The sequence below is a fragment of the Sulfitobacter sp. S190 genome (assembly GCF_025141935.1).
Classification (GTDB): domain Bacteria; phylum Pseudomonadota; class Alphaproteobacteria; order Rhodobacterales; family Rhodobacteraceae; genus Sulfitobacter.
Genome location: NZ_CP081120.1, coordinates 15,559 through 41,190 on the forward strand (window position 1 = coordinate 15,559; position 25,632 = coordinate 41,190).

The 25,632-nt window shown below is 62.0% G+C and carries 25 protein-coding genes; 15 read left to right on the forward strand and 10 right to left on the reverse strand.

What is annotated here, in order from left to right:
* Positions 1-31: 31 nt before the first annotated feature.
* Positions 32-424 (forward strand): DUF1761 domain-containing protein, encoded by a 393-nt coding sequence (locus tag K3756_RS00070; RefSeq protein WP_259989692.1) that lies wholly within the window; start codon positions 32-34, stop codon positions 422-424.
* A gap of 231 nt (positions 425-655) precedes the next feature.
* Here K3756_RS00070 and K3756_RS00075 read toward each other — a convergent pair whose 3' ends face one another.
* The 4 genes from K3756_RS00075 to K3756_RS00090 form a co-directional block, all read right to left on the reverse strand.
* Positions 656-997: a DUF2853 family protein gene (locus tag K3756_RS00075; protein WP_259989694.1), complete on the reverse strand. Its 342-nt coding sequence runs from the start codon at positions 995-997 to the stop codon at positions 656-658.
* A 135-nt stretch (positions 998-1,132) separates the two neighbouring features.
* On the reverse strand, positions 1,133-1,825 hold the full coding sequence (locus K3756_RS00080) for an extensin family protein (protein ID WP_259989696.1): 693 nt from the start codon (positions 1,823-1,825) through the stop codon (positions 1,133-1,135).
* 79 nt (positions 1,826-1,904) lie between these two features.
* Complete coding sequence (gene ahcY, locus K3756_RS00085; RefSeq protein ID WP_259989698.1) at positions 1,905-3,293, reverse strand: adenosylhomocysteinase; 1,389 nt, start codon at positions 3,291-3,293, stop codon at positions 1,905-1,907.
* A gap of 74 nt (positions 3,294-3,367) precedes the next feature.
* A complete protein-coding gene (locus K3756_RS00090; RefSeq protein WP_259989701.1) occupies positions 3,368-3,673 on the reverse strand; it encodes an S-adenosyl-L-homocysteine hydrolase in 306 nt (101 codons plus the stop codon).
* Between the two features lie 95 nt (positions 3,674-3,768).
* Here K3756_RS00090 and K3756_RS00095 point away from each other — a divergent pair, with 95 nt between their 5' ends.
* Both K3756_RS00095 and K3756_RS00100 read left to right on the forward strand, forming a co-directional pair.
* On the forward strand, positions 3,769-4,365 hold the full coding sequence (locus K3756_RS00095) for an HD family hydrolase (protein WP_259989703.1): 597 nt from the start codon (positions 3,769-3,771) through the stop codon (positions 4,363-4,365).
* On the forward strand, positions 4,362-4,847 hold the full coding sequence (locus tag K3756_RS00100) for a GNAT family N-acetyltransferase (RefSeq protein ID WP_259989707.1): 486 nt from the start codon (positions 4,362-4,364) through the stop codon (positions 4,845-4,847). The genes K3756_RS00095 and K3756_RS00100 overlap by 4 nt, the downstream gene beginning before the upstream one ends.
* Here K3756_RS00100 and K3756_RS00105 read toward each other — a convergent pair.
* Both K3756_RS00105 and K3756_RS00110 read right to left on the reverse strand, forming a co-directional pair.
* The gene (locus K3756_RS00105; protein WP_259989710.1) at positions 4,844-5,398 is read right to left on the reverse strand and encodes an ActR/PrrA/RegA family redox response regulator transcription factor; all 555 of its coding nucleotides are present in this window, start codon (positions 5,396-5,398) and stop codon (positions 4,844-4,846) included. The genes K3756_RS00100 and K3756_RS00105 overlap by 4 nt on opposite strands.
* Positions 5,399-5,464: 66 nt before the next feature.
* A complete protein-coding gene (locus K3756_RS00110) occupies positions 5,465-6,082 on the reverse strand; it encodes an SCO family protein (protein ID WP_259989713.1) in 618 nt (205 codons plus the stop codon).
* Between the two features lie 106 nt (positions 6,083-6,188).
* Between K3756_RS00110 and regB the strand changes: the two genes are divergently transcribed.
* The 8 genes from regB to trxA all read left to right on the forward strand — a co-directional run bounded on the left by regB (position 6,189) and on the right by trxA (position 18,071).
* Entirely contained in the window at positions 6,189-7,577 is a 1,389-nt protein-coding gene (gene regB, locus K3756_RS00115; RefSeq protein ID WP_259989716.1) for a sensor histidine kinase RegB, read from the forward strand.
* 99 nt (positions 7,578-7,676) lie between these two features.
* Complete coding sequence (locus tag K3756_RS00120; RefSeq protein WP_259989720.1) at positions 7,677-9,194, forward strand: PAS-domain containing protein; 1,518 nt, start codon at positions 7,677-7,679, stop codon at positions 9,192-9,194.
* 44 nt (positions 9,195-9,238) lie between these two features.
* Complete coding sequence (gene tsaE, locus K3756_RS00125; protein WP_259989722.1) at positions 9,239-9,712, forward strand: tRNA (adenosine(37)-N6)-threonylcarbamoyltransferase complex ATPase subunit type 1 TsaE; 474 nt, start codon at positions 9,239-9,241, stop codon at positions 9,710-9,712.
* Positions 9,709-10,731: an aminoglycoside phosphotransferase family protein gene (locus K3756_RS00130; RefSeq protein WP_259989725.1), complete on the forward strand. Its 1,023-nt coding sequence runs from the start codon at positions 9,709-9,711 to the stop codon at positions 10,729-10,731. The genes tsaE and K3756_RS00130 overlap by 4 nt, the downstream gene beginning before the upstream one ends.
* Complete coding sequence (locus K3756_RS00135) at positions 10,704-11,390, forward strand: nucleotidyltransferase family protein (protein ID WP_259989728.1); 687 nt, start codon at positions 10,704-10,706, stop codon at positions 11,388-11,390. Before K3756_RS00130 ends, K3756_RS00135 begins: the two co-directional genes overlap by 28 nt.
* Positions 11,383-14,337 (forward strand): double-strand break repair protein AddB, encoded by a 2,955-nt coding sequence (gene addB / locus K3756_RS00140; protein ID WP_259989730.1) that lies wholly within the window; start codon positions 11,383-11,385, stop codon positions 14,335-14,337. The genes K3756_RS00135 and addB overlap by 8 nt, the downstream gene beginning before the upstream one ends.
* Positions 14,334-17,714 (forward strand): double-strand break repair helicase AddA, encoded by a 3,381-nt coding sequence (gene addA / locus K3756_RS00145; protein ID WP_259989732.1) that lies wholly within the window; start codon positions 14,334-14,336, stop codon positions 17,712-17,714. Before addB ends, addA begins: the two co-directional genes overlap by 4 nt.
* 36 nt (positions 17,715-17,750) lie before the next feature.
* Positions 17,751-18,071 carry a thioredoxin gene (trxA, locus tag K3756_RS00150; RefSeq protein WP_259989734.1) on the forward strand — a complete coding sequence of 107 codons (321 nt, stop codon included), beginning with the start codon at positions 17,751-17,753 and terminating at the stop codon, positions 18,069-18,071.
* Between the two features lie 13 nt (positions 18,072-18,084).
* On the opposite strand, the gene K3756_RS00155 is transcribed toward trxA, so the two are convergent.
* On the reverse strand, positions 18,085-19,095 hold the full coding sequence (locus K3756_RS00155) for a phosphotransferase (protein ID WP_259989736.1): 1,011 nt from the start codon (positions 19,093-19,095) through the stop codon (positions 18,085-18,087).
* Between the two features lie 27 nt (positions 19,096-19,122).
* Here K3756_RS00155 and hslV point away from each other — a divergent pair, with 27 nt between their 5' ends.
* The 4 genes from hslV to K3756_RS00175 are packed head-to-tail and all read left to right on the forward strand — an operon-like array spanning position 19,123 to position 23,284.
* On the forward strand, positions 19,123-19,680 hold the full coding sequence (hslV, locus tag K3756_RS00160) for an ATP-dependent protease subunit HslV (RefSeq protein WP_259989738.1): 558 nt from the start codon (positions 19,123-19,125) through the stop codon (positions 19,678-19,680).
* The gene (locus K3756_RS00165) at positions 19,677-20,714 is read left to right on the forward strand and encodes an aldo/keto reductase (protein ID WP_259989740.1); all 1,038 of its coding nucleotides are present in this window, start codon (positions 19,677-19,679) and stop codon (positions 20,712-20,714) included. Before hslV ends, K3756_RS00165 begins: the two co-directional genes overlap by 4 nt.
* Positions 20,711-22,021 (forward strand): ATP-dependent protease ATPase subunit HslU, encoded by a 1,311-nt coding sequence (gene hslU, locus K3756_RS00170; RefSeq protein ID WP_259989742.1) that lies wholly within the window; start codon positions 20,711-20,713, stop codon positions 22,019-22,021. Before K3756_RS00165 ends, hslU begins: the two co-directional genes overlap by 4 nt.
* A 36-nt stretch (positions 22,022-22,057) precedes the next feature.
* Entirely contained in the window at positions 22,058-23,284 is a 1,227-nt protein-coding gene (locus K3756_RS00175; protein ID WP_259989744.1) for an MFS transporter, read from the forward strand.
* On the opposite strand, the gene K3756_RS00180 is transcribed toward K3756_RS00175, so the two are convergent.
* From K3756_RS00180 to K3756_RS00190, 3 genes are read right to left on the reverse strand one after another with little or no spacing between them, the layout of a single operon-like run.
* A complete protein-coding gene (locus tag K3756_RS00180) occupies positions 23,268-23,861 on the reverse strand; it encodes a Smr/MutS family protein (RefSeq protein ID WP_259989746.1) in 594 nt (197 codons plus the stop codon). The genes K3756_RS00175 and K3756_RS00180 overlap by 17 nt on opposite strands.
* The gene (locus K3756_RS00185; RefSeq protein WP_259993604.1) at positions 23,858-24,865 is read right to left on the reverse strand and encodes a murein transglycosylase A; all 1,008 of its coding nucleotides are present in this window, start codon (positions 24,863-24,865) and stop codon (positions 23,858-23,860) included. Before K3756_RS00185 ends, K3756_RS00180 begins: the two co-directional genes overlap by 4 nt.
* 26 nt (positions 24,866-24,891) lie before the next feature.
* On the reverse strand, positions 24,892-25,551 hold the full coding sequence (locus K3756_RS00190) for a Tim44/TimA family putative adaptor protein (protein WP_259989748.1): 660 nt from the start codon (positions 25,549-25,551) through the stop codon (positions 24,892-24,894).
* Positions 25,552-25,632 lie beyond the last annotated feature (81 nt).

The window sequence follows — 25,632 nt, forward strand, 5'->3', positions numbered from 1 at the left end:
TCTCCTATCGAGGGAAAAGGGGGGATCTGCCATGCCGTTCGTATCAATCATTGTGGCCGCGATTGCGGGATTTGCGGTGGGCGCTGTGTGGTACATGAGCCTCGCCAATGCGTGGATGGACGCGGCCAACATAGCCCGCGGGCCGGATGGCAAACCCGAAAACGATGGGCCGCTGCCCTATGTCATGGCCTTTGTCGCGATGTTGCTGGTGGCGGGGATGATGCGGCACAGCTTTGCCTTGTCCGGCATTGATACGGCGGGGGCCGGTCTGGTGTCGGGTGTGGGGATCGGGCTGTTTTTCATCAGCCCGTGGATCATGATCAACAATGCCTACGCGGGGCGGCCTTTCCGGCTGACGGTGATCGACGGCGGATATGCGGTGTTGGGCTGCGCCGCGATCGGCTTGGTGCTGACCCTGTTCTGACGCGGGTGCGGAGCGCAAAAAAGGGGTTCCGACAACGATGCCGGAACCCCTCTCACCCCATGTGCGCCACTCGGCCCCACACGTATTCCCCGGCCCGATGGGCCTGTGTAACACCAAGCAATGTAATCGAATTTCGAAAATTATCAATAAAACAATGGGGTCAGTTTGCCTAAAACTGAAAACGCCCGCTGATTCACAACGGGCGCAAAGCAGTGAATGTCGTGCAGCCCATCAGCCGTAGACGGATTCCTTGCCGAAATGCTTGGTCAGCATGTAGTAGATCACGGCGCGGTATTTGTTGCGCTCGGACCGGCCATAGGTTTCGATGGCCTTTTGAATGCCGCCCATCAGGTGTTCATCGTCAGGCAGGCCCAACTTCTTGATAAGGAAGTTGTTTTTGACGGTGTTCAGCTCTTCGGTGTCGGAGCCCGCAACGGTCTGTGCGTCCGCGTTGTAAATCGACGGGCCGCAACCGATCGTCACCTTTGTCAGCAGATCCATATCCGGCTCCATGCCGCATTTGTTGCGCAGATCTTCCGCGTATTTCTGAATCCATTCGTCACGCTTGCCCATAGAAATTCCTCCTGATTGGGTCGTATTGACCAGCTTTTCCTGATCTTGAGCCGAAGCCTAAAGGCAATGGGGGCACCTCGAAAGGAAAAAATGCGCCGGCGATTCCCCGCGGGACATAAGGCCGGTCACATGGCGTCAGCTGCACCGGCCCCAGCCGCGGTTTTGCAGGTGGAAATGATCGGCGTGCAGGCGGTTGTAGTCGGGGCCCAGAACCGTGCCGAACCACGTGCAGGCAGTGTCGCGGATCGCGCGCAGAAATGCGCCCCTGGCGGGGTCGTTCCAGTCTGCGCGCAGGTCGATCCGCCGCCCGTCCGACAGGGTGACGCCGGAAATATCGATGGCATCGGCCGTGGCGTGCGTGCTCATCCGGCCGCCGCTGCCGGAGGTGGTGCGGATTTCACGGCAGCTGTAGCTCGAAAAGTGGTGGATGCGGGCGATATCGCTGCCCAGCAGGTCGCGGGCGGCAGGCGCGATCCCGTGCCGCGACCACATCGCCAGACGCAGCGCCGTCTGGCAGCGCGTGTTCAGCGGCGCGACATCCACGCCATCGACACCGCGCAGCGCCACGTTTGGCGAAATGCCACACCGCGGATTGTCGGCCACCAGATCGGCAACCGGCTGTGCTGTGGCTCCGGTCGACAGGGCCGCGAGGCATGTCTCGGGACTGGCGACCGCGCGGGCCAGTTTCCAGTCGGTCAAAGCTGTCACCGGGTCTGTCACGACAAGCGGTTTGGTGGGGTTCCACGCGTCGGGCACGGGCGTTTGGGGATGCACCAGCAACTGCCAGCCGGCAAAAGCGAACCCCCCGAATATAAAAGACAAAAGCACCACCCAATGCAAGAAAGGGCGGTGCTTGTAAGGAGTTTCGTCGCTCATGACGATAAGGTGGGGCGGTGCCCCGCCTGCGTCAATAGCGGTAGTGTTCGGGCTTGAACGGGCCCTCTGGTGTCACGCCGATATAGGCGGCCTGCTCAGGATCCAGTTTCGACAGTTTCACGCCGATCCGGTCGAGGTGCAGACGGGCGACTTTCTCGTCCAGATGCTTGGGCAGGATGTAGACTTCGTTCTTGTATTCGTCGCCGCGTGTCCACAGTTCGATTTGCGCCAGCACCTGATTGGTGAAGGACGCCGACATGACGAACGAAGGGTGGCCGGTGGCGTTACCGAGGTTCAGCAGACGGCCTTCGGACAGCAGGATGATCCGGTTGCCCGAGGGCATTTCGATCATGTCCACCTGTTCCTTGATGTTGGTCCATTTGTGGTTTTTCAGGCTGGCCACCTGAATTTCGTTGTCGAAGTGGCCGATGTTGCCGACGATGGCCATGTCCTTCATCTCGCGCATGTGCTCGATGCGGATCACGTCCTTGTTGCCGGTGGTGGTGATGAAGATGTCGGAACTGGCGACCACGTCTTCGAGCAGCACCACTTCGAAGCCGTCCATCGCGGCCTGCAGCGCGCAGATCGGGTCGACTTCGGTAACTTTGACACGTGCACCGGCGCCGCGCAGGGAGGCGGCAGACCCTTTGCCCACGTCACCGTAACCCATGACAACGGCCACTTTGCCCGCCATCATCGTGTCGGTGGCGCGGCGGATGCCGTCAACGAGCGATTCCTTACAGCCGTATTTGTTGTCGAATTTCGACTTGGTCACGCTGTCGTTCACGTTGATCGCGGGGAAGGGCAGCTGGCCCTGTTTGAACAGATCGTAGAGGCGGTGAACGCCTGTGGTGGTTTCCTCGGAGACACCGACGATCTGGTCGCGCATTTTGGCGAACCAACCGGGGGTTTCGCCGATGCGTTTCTGGATCTGCTTTTTGATGACTTCCTCTTCCTCGGAGGTCGGTACGGCGAGCACGTCTTCGCCCGCTTCCATGCGCGCACCCAAAAGGATGTAGAGGGTGGCATCGCCCCCGTCGTCGAGGATCAGGTTGGGGCCGTCGGGGAACTGGAAAGATTTATCGAGGTAGTCCCAATGCTCTTCCAGCGACTGGCCCTTGATCGCGAACACGGGCGTGCCACCGGCGGCGATCGCTGCGGCGGCATGGTCTTGCGTGGAGAAGATATTGCACGAAGCCCAGCGCACGTCCGCGCCCAGCGCGGTCAGCGTTTCAATCAGAACGGCAGTCTGGATGGTCATGTGCAGCGAGCCGACGATCCGCGCGCCGGACAGCGGTTTGCTTTCGCCATACTCGTCGCGCAGGGCCATCAGGCCGGGCATTTCGGTTTCGGCGATGTCGAGTTCCTTGCGGCCGTAATCCGCAAGGTTGATGTCTTTCACGATGTAGTCGTCGGCCATGGTGGGCTCTCCTTCAATCGAATTTGAAGGGCGCTTACCACCCGGCGCGGTCATGCGCAATCGGACCGCGTGTCTCAGCCTTCGATGCGGGCCTGAATCGTCGCGACCTTTTCGGTTGCGTCCATACCGGCGACCCAATCCATGCCGGTGCCCACCACGCAGGCGTTACCGTCCGACAGCGTCCGCACCAGCGTCCAAGATCCGTTGGCATCCGATACCCACAGGCGGGTGTTGTCGTTCGACGGGCCCTGCGTCGGGCGTTCGCCGTACCAATCGATCAACGATGACTGCATTTCGGCTGCCGTCATGCAGACCTGCTGCGCCGCTGCTGCGGTTGTCAGTGCAAGGGTCGCGCCAAGGGCAAAAACTACGGTCTTCATTGTGTGTCTCCTTTGGTGTGATAACGGTAGACAGGCAGGGTTGTTCCAATTTTTATTTATGGAACAAAATGATGTGATCGGCGTTTGGGGCGACTATGGCGAAACAACCAAGAGCGTGGCAGCGCATGTTATCGGGCCGGCGGCTGGACCTTCTGGACCCGACGCCCGTAGACATCGAGATTGAAGATATTGCCCACGGTCTGGCGTTTGTCGCGCGATGGAACGGGCAGACGCAGGGTGATTTTGCCTATTCCGTCGCCGAACATTCGCTGCTGGTCGAATTGATCTTTGGCCGCATCGCCCCCAAGGCCCCGGTAAAATGGCATATGGCGGCGCTGCTGCACGACGCGCCGGAGTACGTCATCGGCGATATGATTTCGCCGGTGAAGGCGGCGGTGGGTCCGGGCTATGGCGCATTGGACGAACGGCTGGAGGCGGCGATCCACATCCGGTTCGGACTGCCCGCAAAGGTGCCCGCCAGCATCAAGCGCCAGATCAAGAAAGCCGACCGCGTAAGCGCCTGGATGGAAGCCACGCAGATCGCGGGCTTTGCCGCGGCGGAGGCTGACAAGTTCTTCGGCAAGCCTGACCCGGCGTTGATGGAGGGGCTGTCGATTGCCCTGCGCCCCCCGCGCGAGGTCCGTACCGATTTCACCCGCCGCCACGCGGCCTTGCTGGAGCAGATGGCATGATAAACGTACGCCGCGCGATGACGCTGGACACGGGATCAATGGCGAAGCTGTTGAACGAGATTATCGAACGGGGCGGCACCACGGCGCTGGTGCGAAAGGTGACCGCCACCGACCTGCAGGAATGGATCGCGGAGGGCGGCGCGCGGGCGGCGTGGCACGTGGCATTGGACGATACGGAAACGGTCGTCGGGTTCCAGTGGATTGCACCGCACCCGAAATTACCGCAGGACGCCTGCGACATCGCCACTTTCGTACAGGTCGGCCGCACCGGGCTTGGCATCGGATCGGCGCTTTTCTCGGCGAACGCGCAGGCCGCCAAAGCGCTCGGATACCGCTGGATCAATGCCACGATCCGCGCCGACAACGAAGGCGGGCTGACGTATTATCAAAGCCGCGGGTTCCGCGATTGGGCCTTTGACGAGGGCGTCAAGCTCGACACCGGTCAGGTCGTCGACAAGATCAGCAAGCGTTACGACGTCTAGCGCGGACTGCGTTTCGCGAGAATCCGTTGCAGGGTCCGGCGGTGCATGTTCAGCCGGCGCGCCGTTTCGGACACGTTGCGGTCACACAGTTCGTACACCCGCTGGATGTGTTCCCACCGCACGCGGTCCGCGCTCATCGGGTTTTCGGGTGGCGGGGGCAGATCATCGCCCTTGGCCAGCAGCGCATTGGTGATGTCGGTGGCGTCGGCGGGTTTCGACAGATAGTCGGTCGCGCCGATCTTGACCGCGGCAACCGCCGTGGCAATCGCGCCGTAGCCCGTGAGCACGACAACGCGCGCATCGGGGCGTTTTTCGCGCAGCACTTCGACCACGTCGAGCCCGTTGCCATCCTCGAGCCGCAGGTCACAGACGGCATAGGCGGGGGGACGGGCCGTGGCGATGGCGCTGCCTGCCGCAACCGACCCTGCTGTTTCCACTTCGAAGCCGCGTTTTTCCATGGCCTTGGCCAGACGGCGCAGAAACGGTTCATCGTCATCCAGCAACAAGAGGCTCTTGTCGGGGCCGATTTCGTTCAATTCCAGAGTTTGCATCTTCGGGTGCCTTTGATTTCGGTCTCTTTCGAGGTTACTCCGAATATGGTGCGGCAGCCCCGCCGGTCAAATGCGCTCGACGTAGCAACCGATCTTGTCCGCCAGTTCTTCGGGGCCCAGTTCACGGCGGAAAAAGTCCAGAAAGCCGTGCTCGGGCGTGACGAGATAGCTGAAGGTCGAATGGTCCACGAGATATTCGCCGTCCACGGGCGGATGCGCCTTGTAGTAGGTTTTGTAGGCTTTGCTGGCCGCGCTGACCTGCGCGTCGGATCCGGTGAGCCCGATCATGCGCGGATGCATCGCGTCTGCAAAATCGCGCACCACTTCGGGCGTGTCGCGGGCGGGATCGACGGTGATGAACACCGGTGTGACAGATTGACCGCGTTCTTCGAGAATCTCAACAGCAGCGGCATTGCGGTCCACGTCGAGCGGGCAGACATCGGGGCAGAAGGTATAGCCGAAATAGATCAGCGTGGGTTCGGTGATGATCTGCTGCGATGTGACCGTGTCGCCCGCGCCGTTGACCAGTTCGAACGCCCCGCCGAGATCACCGCCCGCAATCTGGCTGCCGCGGCATTGGGCGAACTGGTCGGCGTCTGCGGTGTCCCGCTGGCTCAGCACTGTCATGGAGATCAGGGCGGCCCCTGCGACAAAGACGGCGACGATGGCGGCGATACGGATCATCTGCGGCTCCTTTGCGGTGCGGTCAATCGCACCCTTGCTGGTTGTTTTGCACAGACCTACGCTAGCTAGACAAAGACGCAAGACACAAATTCGACAGGGCGCCCAGATGACGCAGGCCACAATCAGACCGATGGGCGAACGCAAGCGGGCCAACTGGATCAGGCTGCGCACCATGATCCTGTTGCGGTGGGTCGCGATCACCGGCCAGTTCATTGCCGTCACGTTGACGCCCTTTGTGTTCGGGCTGCAGCTGGAGCTGGGGTGGTGTTATTTCGCCATTGGCGTGTCGGTGATTTTCAACCTCGTCTCGGGCGTGATCTTTCCCGAAAACAAACGCCTGTCGGAGCGTGAAAACCTGTCGATGGTGTTGTTTGACCTGCTGCAGCTGAGCTTCTTGCTGTTCCTGACGGGCGGGCTGAACAATCCTTTTGTGCTGCTGATGCTGGGGCCGGTGACGATTTCGGCGACCGCGTTCAGCCTGCGGGCGACATTGCAACTGTGCGCGGTGGCCATTGTGAGCGTGTCGATCCTCGCCTTGTATTACGTGCCTTTGCGCACCGGATCGGGCGATGTTCTGATGATCCCGCAGTTGTTCATCTTCGGCCACTGGATCGCGTTGATCATCGCGGTGGTATTTACCTCGGCCTATTCGCGGCGGGTCACGTCGGAAATTCATTCCATGTCGGACGCGCTGGCGGCGACGCAGATGGCGCTGGCCCGCGAACAGAAGCTGACCGATCTGGGGGGTGTGGTCGCTGCGGCGGCGCATGAGCTGGGCACACCGCTCGCGACGATCAAGCTGGCCAGTGCTGAGCTGGTGGAAGAGTTGAACGACTATCCCGAATTGCGCGAGGATGCGGCCCTGATCCGGGACCAGAGTGACCGGTGCCGTGACATCCTGCGCGATATGGGCCGGGCCGGCAAAGACGATCTGCACATGCGGCAGGCCCCGTTGATGACCGTGGTGGAAAGCGCCGCAGAGCCGCATATGGACCGCGGCAAGCAGGTGTTTCTCAACCTCGACACGCGCGGCGCAGCGGAGGCCAGCCAGCCCGCGATCCTGCGGATGCCCGAGATCATCCACGGATTACGCAACCTTGTTCAGAACGCCGTCGATTTCGCCAAAACCGCCGTGTGGATCGAGGCGCGGTGGGACGCGGAGACGATAACGGTGCGTATTCTGGACGATGGCGACGGGTTTCCGCCGCAAATACTCGGGCGTATCGGCGATCCCTTCATGGGCAAGCGCCGCCGTCGCAGGGCCAGTGTACGGCGCCCGGGATACGAGGGCATGGGATTGGGCCTGTTTATCGCGAAAACCCTGCTGGAGCGGTCGGGCGCCACGCTGCGGTTTGCCAATGGCGGGGATGAGGCAGGATACCACAGCAGACAGGTGGGCGCGGTCGTCGTTGTCAGCTGGCCCCGCGCCAAGATCGACGCGCTTGAGGGCGAAAATGCCGTACAGGTCGGACAGAACCAGCGCATCGAGGCATGATGCGCCGTTGCACCGGTCGGCGGCGGCGATCCGCCGATTAACGCTTCATTAACCTCTTAAGTTCAAAGGTAAATCAAAACTTAACCCTTTGCGGGAGGTATGGCGTTGTTGGAGATTGCCGTAACTGTCCTTTGCGTTGTGCTGAGCGTTGCGCTGGCCGTGTGGTGGGTTACCCGCCCGGTCGAGGTGACCGAAACGGTCGACCCGGAAGACCCGACGGTCTTGCTGTTTCGCGGTGGTGTTCTGCATCATGCGTCTGCTGCTGCGTTGTCAAAGCTACCCTTGGCCATCGGCACCCATGACTGGGAAGACCTGCGCGATCTGCTGCTGCCCCGCTTTCCGAGCTTTCCGGCCCTGCCCGACGTCGACAGTACCGGCGACATGCGTCTGTCGTCGCTGGGCGGTGGCCCCGACAACCAGATCACGCTGGAATGGTCCGACGGTCACATCCGCGCGCATTTTGGCGAGGGTTTCAGCCTGCACCCCAGCGAAAACACGGCCGATACCGACGAGCTGAACACCCTGCGCCAGATCAACGCGCAGTCGCGCGATCCGGCGTGCAAAACGGACATGGCGGGCAACGTCGTGTGGCGCAATACCGCCTTTGACCAGCTGATCAAGAACCTTGGCTATCCCGCCCAGCAGGCCCGTACGAACCCGTTTGTCACGGCCAAGGAAGTTACAGCTGCGAACGGGTCAAAGCGCGTGTCGCTGAAGCTGCCGGGGCGATCCGATCCGATCTTTTTCGATCTGACGGTGCGCAATACCACGGACGGGATGCTGTATTATGCGACCTGTCTGGAGGAAGTGGTAAAGGCCGAGCGCGCGCAGCAGAACTTTGTGCAGTCGCTGGCCAAGACCTTTGTGCATCTGTCCATCGGTTTGGCGGTGTTTGACCGCAAGGGGCAGTTGGTGGTGTTCAATCCCGCGATGGTCGATCTGACGGGATTGTCGGCGGAGTTTCTGGTCACGCGGCCCACGCTGATGTCGTTCTTTGACACGCTGCGCGAAAACCGCCGGATGCCGGAGCCGAAGAATTATACCGCGTGGCGCAGCGATATCACCGCCCTGATCGGCGCGCCGGATCATGCGCATTATCAAGATACCTGGACGCTGGAAAACGGGCAGACGTACCGCGTGATCGGGCGGCCCCATGCGGACGGGACGACCGCGTTTCTGATCGAGGATATCAGTGCGGAGATCGCGTTGACGCGGACGTACCGCGCAGAATTGGAAATCGGGCAGAGTTTGCTGGATTCGTTCGAGGACGGGCTGGTCGTCTTTTCACAGTCAGGCATGATGACGTTTTCGAATGCGGCCTACGAAAGCCTCTGGCAGCACAATCACGACACCAGTTTTGCAGATGTGTCGATCGCCGATGCGATCGGTATATGGAAGCGCGGATCGGCGCCCAACCCGCTGTGGCACGATATCGAGGACACGGTGCTGTCCTTCGGGGAGCGGACCGCATGGGACATGCCGGTGCAGCTGTCGGACGGTCGGGCATTGGCGTGCCGGGTCGTGCCGATTGCATCCGGTGCCACGATGGTGCGCTTTGCCCCCGCCGCCGAACAGGCCGAACCGCATAAAATCGCGGGGCTCGCGTCCAAAAGCTGACGGCGCACCCTTGCGGCCCGCCCTGCGCAAGGTAGGGTGCGGCCATGCCCGATATGTCCCTCTCACTCACGCTGGATGGCCCGGATGCCACGGCCCGCTGTGCCGCATGGCTGGGCGCGCGCCTGTCGGCAGGGGATACCGTTTTGCTGACCGGAGACGTGGGGGCGGGAAAGACCCACTTCGCCCGCGCCTTGATCCAGTCTCTGCTCGTCCACCACGAAGACGTGCCATCGCCCACTTTCACGTTGGTCCAGACCTATGACACACTCCGCGGCGAAATCTGGCACAGCGATCTGTACCGGCTGTCCGATCCCACCGAGATCGAGGAGTTGGGTCTGGTGGATGCGTTTGACGACGCGATCTGTCTGGTCGAATGGCCCGACCGTCTGGCTGGTCTGTGGCCGCGGCAGGCGCTTGAGCTGACACTTGCGGGCGCGGGCACGCCGGAGGGCCGACATTTGCAGGCGCGGTGGCAGGATCCGAAATGGCAAAAGATACTGGAAGGATGGAGCGCATGACCAACCGGGCGACTTTGCAGGACAGGTTTGTCGCGGCATCGGGGTGGGCGGATGCCCGGCGCACCACGGTAGCGGGCGATGCGTCCAACCGCCGGTACGACAGGCTGACCCACGCGGACGGGACCAGCGTGATATTGATGGACGCGCCGCCCGACAAGGGTGAGGACGTGCGCCCGTTCATCCGCATCGCAGAGCATTTGAGCGCCTGTGGCCTGAGCGCGCCGGGCATCATCGCACGAGACACAGCGCAGGGGTTTTTGCTGATCGAGGATCTGGGCGATGATCTTTACAAGACCGTTATTGCCCGCGATCCGGCGATGGAGCGGTCCCTGTACGAAGCAGCGGTTGATGTCCTGACCCATTTGCACGCGGTTCCGGCACCGTCCTTGCCGACCTATGACAGCGCGGTGATGACCGATCTCGCGGCACTGACCTATGCGTGGTACGTGCCCGGCGCTGGCGCGGGTGATCCGCATGCGGCGGAAGAATTCAGATCGCTTTTCTCGCGGGCGATGGCGGTGTGTGATGCCGAGCCCGCCGTTCTGGTGCAGCGCGACTATCATGCGGAAAACCTGCTGTGGCTGCCGGAACGGGACGGCCCCGCGCGGGTGGGCTTGCTGGATTTTCAGGACGCGATGGCCGGGCATCCGGCCTATGATCTGGTGTCGATCCTGCAGGACGCCCGGCGCGATGTTCTGGCAGAGATCGAGGCCGCGATGATCGACCGCTTTGTCGCGCAATCGGGGGCTGACCGCGATACGTTCAACGCGGCCTATGCCCTGCTCGGAGCCCAGCGCAATCTGCGGATACTGGGGGTGTTTGCCCGCCTGTGCATCAGGGACGGCAAGGCGCATTACGTTGATCTGATCCCGCGGGTGTGGGGCCATGTGCAGACCAATCTTGCCCACCCTGCCCTGCACGAGGTGGCGCAGCTTGTGACCCGAACGGTGCCTGCTCCCACTCCCGAAATTCTGGAAAGGCTGAAGTCGAAATGCGCCACTGCCCCTTCCCCGTCTTGATGTTTGCCGCCGGTTTCGGCACCCGGATGGGGACACTGACTGCCGACCGGCCAAAGCCGCTGATCGAGGTGGCGGGCCGTGCGTTGATCGATCACACGCTGGAGCTGGTGACGCAGGTAAAACCGCCGCGCATTGCTGCCAATTTGCATTACCGTGCGCCGCAACTGGCGGCCCATCTCGCCCCCCGCGGGGTGACGCCGGTTGTGGAGGATCCCGATATCCTCGAGACGGGTGGCGGATTGCGTAATGCGTTGCCGGTGCTGGGCGATGGTCCGGTGATCACGACCAATACCGATGCGATATGGACGGGACCGAACCCGCTGGCCGCGCTGCTGGAGGCGTGGCGGCCCGATGTGATGGACGCGCTGCTGATGTGCGTTCCGGTGGCGCAGGCGCAAGAGCACAGCGGCGACGGCGATTTCACATTGGCCGCTGATGGCCGCCTGCGCCGGGGGCCGGGTGTCGTCTATGGCGGGATACAGATCATGAAGACGGACCGGTTGCAGGCAGTTGCGGCGCGGGCGTTTTCGCTGAACGTGGTGTGGGACGAAATGCTGGCCGATGGTCGGCTGTACGGGGTCGCGCACGATGGCAAATGGTGTGATGTGGGCCATCCCGGCGGAATCGGGACGGCCGAAAGGATGATTGCCGATGTTTGACCCGAGCGAGACGCCACGTGTGTACGGGTTGGCCCCCGGTGTCGATTTCCCCAAGGCCCTGATGGACGGTCTGATCGCGCGGACTGCGGGCCAACCGCCCGAGGCGTTGGCGCGGGTCGAGTTGATTGTGAACACGCAGCGGATGCGGCGGCGGTTGCGACACCTTTTCGAAGCCGGACCCGCGCGGTTGCTGCCGCGTATCCGCCTGATCACCGATCTCGAGACGCTGGTGCCCGGCATCGGGACCCCACCGGGCGCCCCTGCCCTGCGGCGGCGGCTGGAATTGATCGGTCTGATCAGCGCGCTGTTGCGCGAAACGCCGACGCTGGCATCCCGCGCGTCTCTTTACGATCTGGCAGACAGCCTTGCCGGTCTGATTGACGAAATGCAGGGCGAAGGCGTAGCGCCGGACGCCATTGCCGATCTGGATGTGACCGACCAATCCGGCCATTGGGACCGCGCAAAGCAGTTTCTGGCTATCGTGCAAACCTATCTGGATCACACTGCCAGCGCGCCGGACGCAGAAGCCCGCCGCCGCGCACATGTGACCGCGATTGCCGCGCATTGGGCGGAACATCCGCCAACCCATCCGGTCATCCTTGCCGGATCAACGGGATCACGCGGGACAACGATGCTGCTGATGCAGGCGGTTGCGGCATTGCCGCAGGGTGCGTTGGTGCTGCCGGGGTTTGATGATGCGCTGCCCAGCGCGGTTTGGGCGGCGCTGGACGATCCGATGATGTCGGAGGATCATCCGCAATACCGGTTCTACCACCTGATGCGGCTTTTGGGTCAATCGCCCAACGCGGTACGCCCGTGGCACGCCACACCGCCGCCGTCGCCCGCGCGCAATGCGTTGGTGTCCCTGTCGTTGCGCCCCGCACCCGTCACGGACGCTTGGCGCGTCGAGGGGCGCGAGCTGAGCCAACTGGATGCGGCGACGCGGGATTTGACGCTGGTGCTGGCCGACACGCAGCGGGCCGAGGCGTTGGCGATTGCGCTGCGGTTGCGCAAGGCCGCGGAAGAGGGGCAGACAGCGGCGCTGATTACGCCGGACCGGATGCTGACACGGCGTGTCACCTCGGCGCTCAGCCGGTGGGATATCGTTCCCGACGACAGCGCGGGCCTGCCTTTGCACCTGGCCCCACCGGGGCGGTTTTTGCGCCATGTCGCGGACCTGCTGCGCCGCAAACTCGACGCGGGGGCGCTGCTGACGCTGCTGAAACATCCGCTGAGCCATAGTGTGGAAGGGCGTAACCTGCACCAGCTTTACACGCAGCGGATCGAGCTTCAGATCCGGCGCGACGGCCTGCCCTATCCCGATGAAGACGGCTTTGTCGCGCTCTGCGCCAAAGCGGCGGGGCGCGCGGACGATCCCGCGATGATGCGCTGGGCGGAGTGGGTCGCCACGACGGTGACGGGCCACTATGCCACCGCGGAACGGCCACTGGCACAGTGGGTCGAGACGCATCTGCGCATTGCCGAAACGCTCGCCGCCGGGCCGGAGGGTTGCGACAGCCACGAGCTGTGGCGCCAGAACGCAGGCCAGAAGGCCCGCGCGGTGATGGAGGAATTGCGCAGCGAGGCCGGAGCGGGCACCGATCTGAGCGCGTCGGACTACGCCGATCTGGTCGGTGCGCTGTTGTCGAACGGTGAAGTACGCGACCGCGACGCGCCACACCCCGACATCATGATCTGGGGTACTCTGGAGGCCCGTGTGCAGGGCGCGGATCTGGTGATACTCGGCGGATTGAACGACGGCACATGGCCCGAAGCGCCGCCGCCCGATCCGTGGCTGAACCGCAAGATGCGCAATGACGCCGGTCTGTTGCTGCCCGAACGCCGGGTTGGGCTGTCGGCGCACGACTACCAGCAGGCGGTCTGCGCGCCCGAGGTCTGGATCACGCGGGCGATCCGGTCGGACGATGCGGAGACGGTGCCGTCGCGCTGGGTCAACCGGCTGGAAAACCTGATGAATGGTCTGCCCCGCGCCGATGGCCCTGCGGCGTGGGATGCGATGAAGCAGCGCGGCGCGCTGTGGCTGGATCAGGCCCGCGCGTTGGAGGCCGTACAATCCGTGGCCCCTGCGCCGCGACCCTCGCCGCGCCCACCGGTCGCCGCACGGCCCCGCAGATTGTCGGTGACCGAGATCAAGACACTGATCCGCGATCCTTACGCGATCTATGCCAAACATACGCTTGGCTTGCGGTCCCTGCGTCCGCTTGTGCAATCGCCCGATGCGCCGCTGCGGGGGGTGGTTGTCCACGAAGTGATGGAGCGGTTCGTCAAAGAGGTCTGCCACGATCCCGCGCTTTTGAACCGGGACCATCTGCTGCGTACGGCGCAGGCGGTGCTGGACGAAGTTGCCCCCTGGCCCGCCGCGCGCAGCATGTGGTTGGCCCGGATCGACCGGATTGCTGATTGGTTCATCGACGCCGAAGCGCTCCGACAGGCAAACGCGCAGCCTATCGCGTTCGAGGATGACGCACGCGGCACGTTGCAGCTGCCCGATATCGGGTTCACGCTGACGTGCGTGGCGGACCGCATTGATCGCGATCAGGCCGGAGACATACAGCTTTACGACTACAAGACCGGAACACCCCCGACGGCCAAGCAGCAGGCGCAGTTCGACAAGCAGCTGTTGATCGAGGCCGCGATGGTCGAGGAAGGCGCCTTTGCCGCCGTGGGTGCCGCGCCCGTGTCGCAGGCCGCGTTTATCGGGCTGGGCACCAACCCCAAGGAAGAGCTGGCCCCGCTGGAGGATGAACCGCCCAGCGCCGTGCTGGAAAACCTGCGCGATCTGCTGCGGACCTATCTGTCTGCAACGCAGGGGTTCACCGCCCGCCGCATGGTCGAGCGGACAAGCTTTGCCGGAGACTATGATCATCTGGCGCGGTTCGGGGAATGGGACGGGTCAGACCCTGCCCAGGCGGAGGATATCGCATGAAGGCGCCCGACTGGAACGACGCCACGCGCGCACAGGTCACGGCGGCAAGCCCGGACACATCGACATGGTTGTCGGCCAACGCGGGGTCGGGCAAGACCCGTGTCCTGACCGACCGGGTGGCGCGGTTGCTGCTGAACCGGGTCGAGCCGCAGCATATCCTGTGCCTGACCTATACCAAGGCCGCCGCCTCGGAGATGCAGAACCGCCTGTTCCGCCGCTTGGGCGACTGGGCCATGATGGACGATGACGATCTACGGCCCACCCTCCTTGAGATGGGCGTGCTGCAGGATCTGGACGCGGAGGACTTGCGCCGCGCACGCACGCTGTTTGCCCAAGCGATTGAAACGCCCGGCGGGTTGAAGATCCAGACGATCCACTCGTTTTGTGCCGCCTTGCTGCGCCGCTTTCCGCTGGAGGCCGGTGTCAGCCCGCAGTTCAAGGAAATCGAGGACCGTGCCGCCGAATTGCTGCGTGCAGAGATTGTCGACGCGATGGCCGACGGGCCGGATGCGCCGCTGGTGGCGGGTATCGCGAAATTCTATACGGGCGAAAGCTTTGGCAAGTTGACGCAATCCATCGCGTCACAGCGCGAGGCTTTCGACGCCGCCGGTCAGGGCGTTGATCTGAATGCCCTGTTCGATCTGCCACCGCATTTTGACGCCGCCGATCTGCCGGCGTGGGTCATCGACAAATCCGTCGCGTCATGGCTGCCGACTGCGATCGGGGTGCTGCGCGGGCAGTCGGCGACGATGGTCAAACTGGCCGATACGCTCGACACAATCGACGTTCAGGCGCCGGATGCCGATATGCTGCAACTGCTCAAGGAGCTGTTCTTGTACCGCGACAAGAGTGTCCTGAAGCCAGAAGCAAAGACAAAATCCGTGCCGACCAAGAAGGCGCAGGAAGCATTGGGCCCGACGCTTATCGCGTTTCACGACCTGATGGAGCGGACCGCACAGGCGCATGACATGGAACTGCGGGCGCGCAATGTCGCGCGAACCGGTGCGCTGCATGCTTTTGCGCGGTCCTTTATCGACCGCTACGAGGCGAAGAAGGTTGAACGCGGCCTGCTGGATTTTGACGATCTGATCCTGCGGGCGCGGACTTTGCTGACCGATCCGAAGGTCGCCGCGTGGGTGTTGTATCGGATCGATGGCGGGATCGACCATATTCTGGTGGACGAGGCGCAGGACACATCGCCGCGCCAATGGGACGTGATCGAGCGGTTGACCGATGAATTCACCAGCGGCGCGGGCGCACGGGCCAAAGAGGACCGGACGCTTTTCGTTGTCGGTGACAAGAAGCAGTCGATCTATTCCTTTCAGGGTGCCGATCCGCGCGAATTCGATGCCAAGCGCGAGAGTTTCGCAAACCGCTTTGGCGCGGTTGATCTGCCGTTCAGCGCGGAGACCCTGGACTATTCGTTCCGGTCGTCCGATGCCATTCTCACGGCGGTCGACCAGACGTTGAACCCCCGGATCGATGAGCGCATGCACCACCTTGCCTTCAAGGACAGATTGCCGGGACGGGTGGATTTGTGGCCCCTTGTCGAGCCGCAGGGCGATGAGGAGGAGGGCGCGTGGTACGAGCCGCTGGACCGTAAAAGCCCGCAACACCATAGCGTTGTTCTGGGTCAGCAGGTCGCCGACCAGATCAAATATCTTGTGGAGGGGGATCACTATATCCCGGCGGACGGACCGGACAAAACCACCGTGCGCAGACGCATCACGCCCGGCGATTTTCTGATCCTTGTGCAGGGGCGCAGTGATCTTTTTGCCGAGATCATCCGGGCCTGCAAGGCCGCCGATTTGCCGATTGCGGGGGCGGACCGGTTGAAAGTGGCTGCGGAGCTGGCGGTGCGCGATATCGGGGCATTGTTGGCATTTCTGGCCACGCCGGAGGACAGTCTTTCGCTGGCAACCACGCTGCGCTCACCCCTTTTTGGGTGGAGCGAACAGCAGTTGTTCACTCTGGCGCACGGGCGATCGGAAAAACACCTCTGGCAAGCGCTGCGGACGCAGACGGACATACACCCCGAAACAGTCTCTGTTCTGCAGGATTTGCGCGGTCAGATCGATTTCTTGCGGCCCTATGACCTGATCGAACGGCTGTTGACGCGGCACGGCGGGCGGGCGCGGCTGCTGGCCCGTTTGGGAACCGAGGCGGAGGACGGTATTGATGCGCTCTTGGCGCAGGCGCTGGCCTATGAGCAGAGCGACATTCCGAGCCTGACCAGATTTCTGGAGTGGATGGAGACCGACGATTTGGAAATCAAACGCCAGATCGACAGCGCGTCGGACCAGATCCGCGTGATGACGGTACACGGAGCCAAAGGGCTCGAAGCGCCGATCGTGATTTTGCCCGACACAGCCCTGCGCGCGGATACTGTCAAGGACGAGATCATCACGATGGAAGGCGTGCCGATCTGGAAACCCGGCGCGGCCGAAATCACCCAGCGGGTCAGCACGCGGCTCACCGAGATAAAGGAGGCGCAGCGGCAAGAACGCCTGCGGTTGCTGTATGTGGCGATGACGCGTGCGGAAAAATGGCTGATCGTGGCCGCCGCCGGGCGGCTGAACAAGGAGCCGGACAGCTGGTACCAGATGATCGAACAGGCGCTGGGCCACCTGAACGCGGTGCCGTTTTCGGAAGGCCCGTCGCACGGTCTGCGCTATCAAACCCACGACTGGGACGGCCTGCCGGTGAAAGCGGTTCAGCGGCAGACACGGAAAACCCCCGAATTAGACCCGCTTTTCATCCGAAAGATCGGGCAATTGCCGGATCGCCAAGAGACCATCACGCCCTCTTCGTTCGAGGGTGCCAAGGCGCTGGCCGGTGACACCGGTCAGGACGAGGAGGCGGCGAAGGCTTATGGCACATTGGTGCATTTACTGCTGGAGCATCTGGCCCCCCTGCCCGCCGGTGACAGGTACGATGTTGCGGTCCGGTTGACAGCGACTCGCCCCGCCGAGGTTGCATCGCGCGCCATTGCGGAGGCGATGGATGTGCTGGCCGCGCCGGCGTTGGCCCCGATTTTTGCGCCGGATGCGCTCGCGGAAGTCGCGGTTACCGCAGATTTGGGCGGCACGCCGATGTACGGTATCATCGACCGGTTGATCATCGGCGAGCGGGACGTTCTGGCCGTGGATTTCAAGACAAATCGCACGGTTCCCGAGCATGCCGCCGACACGCCAGAGGGGTTGTTGCGCCAGATGGGGGCATACGGCCACGCGCTGCAGCAGGTGTATCCCGATAAAAACATCCGCTGCGCGATCCTGTGGACACAGGCGCAAACGTTGATGGAACTGGGTCCCGACGCGATCAAGGGCGCATTGTTCCGCAGTGGTCATCTTGACGCAGGTCAGCCGCGTTCATAGGTTCCATTCGAACGCGCAATTCCTTTGGAGAGCATTATGGCCACCCTCGCAGTAACAGACGATACCTTCGACGCCGAAGTGAAGAATTCCGACATCCCCGTCGTGGTGGATTTCTGGGCAGAGTGGTGCGGCCCGTGCAAACAGATCGGCCCGTCGCTCGAAGAGCTGTCTTCGGAAATGGACGGTAAGGTGAAGATCGTCAAAGTGAACGTGGACGAGAACCCGAACTCACCCGCACAGATGGGCGTGCGCGGCATCCCTGCCCTGTTCATCTTCAAGGACGGTCAGGTTGTTTCCAACATGGCCGGCGCCCGCCCCAAAGCGGCCCTGCAAAGCTGGATCGAAGAATCCATCTAAATCACAGCGCGCGTCAGCCGAAAGCCTGACGCGCGATTTGTCTGATCCGTTCGTACCGCAACAGTCCGCGCAGGCGTGATTTGTCCTGCATGCGGTTCCAGTCGGTCAGCACCTGCACTTTCAGCAAGAAATGAACCGTTGGATCGTCGGCTTCGACAAAGCTGTAGCCATCGAAAAACGCGGCGAACGCGTCGGGCGGCACAACGTGTCCGCGCGGCAGCGTGTCGATGTCGCCCACCATCTGGACATAGCTGAGCAACAGCCGCGCGATGTCATAGGCAACGGGCGCATTCTGAGGCTCCAGAAAGTCGAGCGCAGCTACGGTGCCATCGCCAATCAGGATGTTGTGGGCGTTCAGGTCACCGTGTTTCGCCGATATCTTTCCCAGATACCCCTCGGCGGGTTTTGCATGATCGACAAGTGTGGCAGCAAGTTTTCGAAAATCGTTCTGCCCCCTGATTTTGCGTTCTCCGCGGGCCATTTGATCGGACAGATGCGCCATGTGGCGCACCATGAATTTGGGCTGGAACGCCCGGGTCTGGGTAAATGTGCCCGCGTGAAAAGCCGCGAGCCACGTACCGGCCGCCCGCAGATGCGCCGTGTGATCGCGCGAGGTGCGGCAAAGGTCGAGCAATGTTTCACCGGGGAAATAGGTCATCAGGCAGGCCTGCGCTGTGCGGTCCTGCGCCAGAATGTGCGGCACGTGGGCCACGGGGCTGTCTGCCACTGCATCATGCGCCTGCTGCGTCGCGTCGAGGATGCGCCCGAAGGCGGCAGGATCAGCGGGGCGCATGGCGTATTTCAACACGACCTTTCGACCGGCGCTGTCGTACCGCCTTACGATATGCAGGCGATTTGTGTCGTCTTTGATCCACTCCGCCCCACATTTAAACGCATCCGGGTCCAGACCGGCGCGGACGGCCAGATTTTCAAAAGCGATTTGCGCGGATTTTCGAAGCAGCTTGAGCTCTCGCATCGGGGCTTTCCGGGTTTTGGCCTTGCGAAAGGCAGCCTGCGTTTTCATATATCATCCTAACCAAGAGGGGGCTACATGACCAAAAACGAATTTCCCGGCTGGCACGGCACGACGATCATCGGCGTACGTAAAGGCGATGAAGTGGTGGTCGCCGGTGATGGACAGGTGAGCCTGGGCCAAACGGTCATCAAGGGAACCGCCCGAAAGGTGCGCCGTCTGTCTCCCGGGGGCTATGATGTGGTTGCGGGCTTTGCCGGATCGACGGCGGACGCCTTTACCCTGTTGGAACGGCTGGAGGCGAAGCTGGAAGCAACACCGGGGCAGTTGGCGCGCGCGAGCGTCGAGTTGGCCAAGGACTGGCGTACGGACAAGTACCTGCAAAAGCTCGAAGCGATGCTGATCGTGACGGACGGGACGGATTTGTTCGTGATTACCGGTGCGGGCGATGTTCTGGAGCCCGAGCACGATATTGCGGCAATCGGATCGGGCGGTAATTTCGCGCTGGCGGCCGCACGGGGGCTTTTTGACAGCGACCGCGATGCCGAAGCAGTGGCCCGTGACGCCATGCAGATTGCGGCGGATATCTGCGTTTATACCAACGGGAACCTGACCGTGGAAAAGATTGGCAAATGAGCGATATGCAGTACACCCGTCTGGGAAATTCCGGCCTGTTGGTGAGCCGGCTGTGCTTTGGCACGATGACATTCAATTCCGGTGCCGAATGGATCCCCGGAGTTGGCAAGGTTGATCAAAAGCCCGCCACGGAAATGGTCAGCGCGGCGCTGGATGCCGGTGTGAATTTCTTCGATACCGCCGACGGATATTCCCACGGTGAGAGCGAAATCATTCTGGGCAAGGCGCTGGGCGAATGCCGCACGGATGCGGTGATTTGTACCAAGCTGGGGTTTCGCCAGTCGGACGGTATTCTGGATGCCGGATTGAACCGGCGGCATGTGCTGCACCAGATTGACGGGTGTCTGGCGCGGTTAGGCACGGATTACATCGATGTACTTGTGCTGCATAAGACCGATTTCGCGACCCCGATGGAAGAAACGCTTGCGGCGCTGCAAACTGCGGTGGAGCACGGCAAGGTGCGGTATATCGGGGTGTCGAACTGGCCCGCTTGGCAGGTTGCCCGCGCCATTCAGTACCAGCGCGACAACCGGATGACGCCGTTCACCTGCGGGCAGTATCTGTATAATGCGGTGGTCCGAGATATCGAATTGGCGGAGTTGCCGATGCTGGATGCGATGGGCGGCAGTCTGATGGCGTGGTCACCGCTTGCGGGTGGGCTGCTGTCGGGCAAATACGATCCAGACGATCTGGGCAAGACAGCGGATGGCCGTCTGGCCGAAGGCGAGTTTCTTGATATTGCGTCGACGCAGGCCAAGGCGATGATCAAAACGCTGCAAGGCATCGCGGAGAGCCGCGGCGTTCATATGGCCTCGGTCGCTTTGGCATGGGTTCTGGCGAAAAACCGGACGCATACCGCGATCTTCGGGGCCTCGAAGATGAGCCATCTGGACGCGGCGCTTGCCGCTGACAGTTTGGCGCTGGAGGATGACGATATTGCCGCGATCGACGCCGTCGCCGCACCGGCAAAACGGTATCCGCAATGGTTTGACACGATGATGACCGACGAACAAACGACAAAGGCGCTTTCATGACTGATCTGACCCCCCGCGAAATCGTGTCCGAGCTGGACAGGTTCATCATCGGCCAGAATGACGCCAAACGTGCCGTCGCCGTCGCCCTGCGCAACCGGTGGCGTCGCAAACAGCTGTCTGATGATCTGCGTGACGAGGTGTATCCGAAGAATATCCTGATGATCGGACCGACCGGCGTTGGCAAAACCGAGATCAGCAGGCGGTTGGCCAAGCTGGCGCGGGCGCCGTTTCTGAAGGTCGAGGCGACCAAGTTTACCGAGGTCGGGTATGTCGGCCGCGATGTGGAGCAGATCATCCGTGATCTGGTAGACAACGCGATCGCCATGACCCGCGACCACATGCGCGAAGATGTCAAAGCCAATGCGCAATCCGCCGCGGAAGAACGTGTCATCGATGCGATTGCCGGACCGGATGCCCGTTCAGGCACCCGCGACATGTTCCGCAAAAAGCTCAAGGACGGGCAGCTGGACGATACGATGATCGAACTGGAGGTGGCGGACACGTCGAACCCATTCTCCGCGATGGAAATCCCCGGCCAGCCCGGTGCGGGCGGTATGGGTATGATGAACATCGGAGACCTGTTCGGCAAAGCCATGGGCGGACGTACCACCAAGAAACGGCTAAGTGTGGCCGAAAGCTACGATGTTCTGATCGGTGAGGAGGCAGACAAGCTGCTGGACGATGAAACGGTGACCCGCAATGCGATCGAAGCGGTCGAGCAGAACGGTATCGTGTTTCTCGACGAGATCGACAAAGTGTGCGCGCGGTCCGATGCACGGGGCGGGGACGTGAGCCGCGAAGGTGTGCAGCGCGACCTGTTGCCGTTGATCGAGGGCACGACCGTCAGCACAAAGCACGGACCGGTCAAGACCGATCATGTGCTGTTCATTGCGTCGGGTGCGTTCCATATCGCCAAGCCGTCCGATCTGCTGCCGGAACTGCAGGGCCGTTTGCCCATTCGGGTGGAACTGCGGGCGCTGACCGAAGAGGATTTTGTCCGCATCCTGACCGAAACAGACAATGCGCTGACCCTGCAATACACGGCCTTGATGGGGACCGAAGATGTCACCGTCAGCTTTACGCCCGAAGGGATTGCCGCGCTGGCCAAGATTGCGGCGGATGTGAACCAGTCGATCGAGAATATCGGAGCGCGGCGGCTTTATACCGTGATGGAACGGGTGTTCGAGGAACTGAGCTTTACCGCGCCGGACCGGTCGGGCGACGAAATCGTCGTGGATCAGGCATTTGTCGACACCAATCTTGGTGCGCTGACCCAATCGACGGACCTGAGCCGCTACGTGCTTTAGGCTGGTAAAAAACCCGTGCGCCTGTAACCAAGGCGCATGGGGTATTTGCGTTTTCTCATCGACAACCGCCTGTTTCTGCTGGCCGGATTCCTGCTGACGTTCACGTCGTCTTTCGGCCAGACGTATTTCATCTCGCTTTTTGCCGGTGACATCAAAGCGGCGTTTGCCCTGAGTGACGGGGCGTGGGGCGGCATCTATTCGCTGGGCACGACCCTGTCGGCGATCACGATGGTCTGGGCGGGCGTGCTGACGGACCGGTTTCGCATCAGGCAATTGTCACTTTGGGTGATGGTTCTGCTGGCTGCGGCCTGTCTGTCGATGGCTGTGGTGCCGAACGCGATTTTTTTGGTGCTTGTGATCTATGCGCTGCGGCTGACCGGACAGGGCATGATGTCACAACTGGGGGCCGTGGCCATGTCACGGTGGTTTGTTGCGGCGCGCGGGCGGGCGATTTCGCTGGCGTCCATGGGGTTCGCGGCGGGGCAGGCGTTGCTGCCCGTGATTTTCGTGGCACTTTTCGCGGTGCTGAACTGGCGCGCCCTGTGGGTGGTCGCCGCGGTGTGCACGCTGGTGCTGATCCCCGTCATGCAGATTTTGCTGCGCCGCGAACGCACGCCGCAATCCATGGCCGAGGATGTTCAGACATTCGGGATGCAGGGCCGCCACTGGACCCGCCGCGATTTGCTGCGCCATCCGCTGTTTTATTTGATGATACCGCTGATCCTCGGACCGGGAGCATGGGGGACGGCGCTGTTTTTCCAGCAGGTGCATCTGACGGAAGTGAAGGGATGGAGCCTCGTTTCGTTTGTCGCGCTGATGCCGCTTTATACGGTGGCGTCGATCGCCACGACGTTTCTATCGGGCTGGGCGGTGGACCGGTTCGGGGTGAGCCGCGTGTTGCCGCTGCAGCTTTTGCCTTTCGGGGTGTCGTTCGTGGTGCTCGCCTATGCCGATACGATTTTCATGGCCGGTGTGGGGATGGTCATTTTCGGCATTGGCCAAGGGTTGCACGGGACAGGGGCGACGGCGTTCTGGGCCGTTTATTACGGGACGCGGCATCTGGGCGCGATCAAGGCGGTGGCCGCAGCGTTAATGGTATTCGGATCGGCGATCGGACCCGGAATTACCGGCGTTCTCATCGACTTCGGTGTGGATTTCCCACAGCAGATGCTGCCGATCGCCCTGTTCTATTTTGGCGGGGCGATGCTCGCGCTGGTCGGCGTGCGCCGGTACGGTCGGCACCTGCCTAGCGATGGCGCCTGAGATAGACGTAGTAGGCGCCTCCACCACCGTGGCTGATGTGAGCCTGCGCAACCTGCAGAACCACTGACGACATCGGCTGCATCTTGAGCCACTGGGGAACCTGATGGCGCAGCACGCCCATACGTGTGGGGATCGGGCCGCCCTCGTCGCGGTGTTTGCCCTTGCCGGTGATGACGAGGACCAGCCGTTTGCCCTGAGCATGGGCGTTCATGACAAAACTGGTCAACGCGGGGTGCGCGCGATCCAGTGTCATACCGTGCAGATCGATCCGGCCCTCGGGGCGTAATTTGCCGCGCTTCATCTTGCCAAAAGACTTGTTATCCATTTGGACGGGGGTGCGGGCAATTTGTTCGTCTATCGCGGGGGCGAGACTGTGCGGGCGGGCGGGCGACTTGCCTTTCGGCTTGCCAAGGATCGTCGCCTGCGCCTTGCGCACCGTTGCGGGCGTGGTTTCGGGCTGCGGCATATCCACCACAAACCGTGCTTTGGCGAGGCTGGTTTTGGTCAGCCTGTCGGTACGCGCGGCGACCTGATTCCACAGATCAAGCTCATCCTGACGCAGTTTGCGCCGGGTCATATCGCACTTTCCGGCAGCAGGGCATAAGCACGCTGGATCGGCATCAAGACCAACAGCCGACCGGGATCGCGCAGGCGGCCGGCAGCACGGCCCGCGTCATCGCCGGTGCCAAAGAACACGTCGGCGCGTTGTGCCCCCTTGATGGCGGAGCCGGTATCCTGGGCGACCATGAGGCGGCGCAGGGGGTCGGCCCCGTCTTTCTCGATCCAGACGGGTGCTCCCAGCGGGACAAAGGCAGGGTCAACGGCCACGGTGCGCATCGTGGTGATTGACCGGTTCATCGCGCCCAGCGGTCCTTTGTCAGCGGGGACTTTGCTGACCTCGCGGAAAAAGACGTAGGACGGATTGTGGTAGAGCAATTCCTGACCGTCGACGGGGTTACGACGCACCCAGTTCTTGATCACCTGTGCGCTGACCTGATGGGCCTCGTAAATGCCGCGGCGGACCAGTTCTTTACCGATGGAGCGGTAATCATGGCCGTTCGATCCGCGGTAGCCAACACGGATGGACCGCCCGTCGGGCAAACGAATACGGCCAGAGCCCTGAATCTGCAGAAAGAAAAGCTCAACCGGATCGTCGACATAGGCGATGGTCAGCCCACGGCCATCCATGATGCCGCTTTCGAGAATGGCACGGCGGGTCAACCACGGGCGCTTTTCGCGCGCTTCGGGAGGCATCTTGTAAACGGGGTAGCGGTAGCGGGCGGAGCGGTAGAGCGATCCTGTCAGCTCCGGTTCGAAATAGCCGGTGAAAAGCGCATCATTGCCGTCCTCCATCAACACAGGCCGGAACAGCAGTTCGAAAAATTCGCGTGGATCGGGGCCGGTGCGGGCGTAGGCACACAGCGTTTGCCAATCGGGTTCTTTCAGATCCTGACAGGTGTTGAGGAAAGTCTGGAACGCGTCGGCGTGGTTGTCGCTTTCCCAGCCATCCAATTGATCGAAGGACAGCACGTCATAGCGTATTTCAGCCGTGACCGGCCCCGCGAGAAGCAGGGCCAGCACAACGGCAAAGCTGCGCAGCGCGCAGTTTACCCATCTGTGGAAACGAGGAACCAATTTGGATCTTCCGAACCCATGTTGCGGGCAAATACCCACGTGTCTTTTTGCTTTTTAGCCTCGGTCAGGCTGCCCTCGACAATCTGGCCCTCGCGGTCGCGGACGGCCTGCGTCAGTTCGGCCACGAAGCGGATGGTCATTTCGGCCTCGTTGGTATCGGGATCAAGCGTGACGTTCTCAAGCTCGACTTCGCGCACACCGATGAAATCCGCCTCGATGGTGAGGCCCTGATCTTCGCGGGCCGCCACACCGTCGACAAAGCTTTCGTAGATGTCTTCGGACAGGAACGGCTTGATATCATCCAGATTGCCCCGCTCGTAGCCCATCACGATCATCTCGTAGGCGCCACGTGCGCCGCCGAGGAAATCCGCAACATTGAAGGACGGCTCAATGCGTTTCATCTGCGCCAGCGCTTTCGCCTGCGGTGTGCCTTCGTCGAAGTGATCGGTGATGTCGAGATCGGGACCGCCTTCGATGACCTCGAATGCCGGACCGGACCGTTCGGCCGTCTTTTGCTGAGGCAGTGGCGGCTTTTCAAAACCCTCGCGTGTTCCCAGCACGTTGCGTAGGCGCAGGATCAGGAAAACGGCGATACCGGCCAGCACCAGAATCTGGATAAGCTGCGAATTCATAGTGACCTCATTCGGGGTAGACGTGGAAACAATATGTCAGGGACCTTATGTAGGGGCAGTAGGGGTCCGAGTCCACTGTCG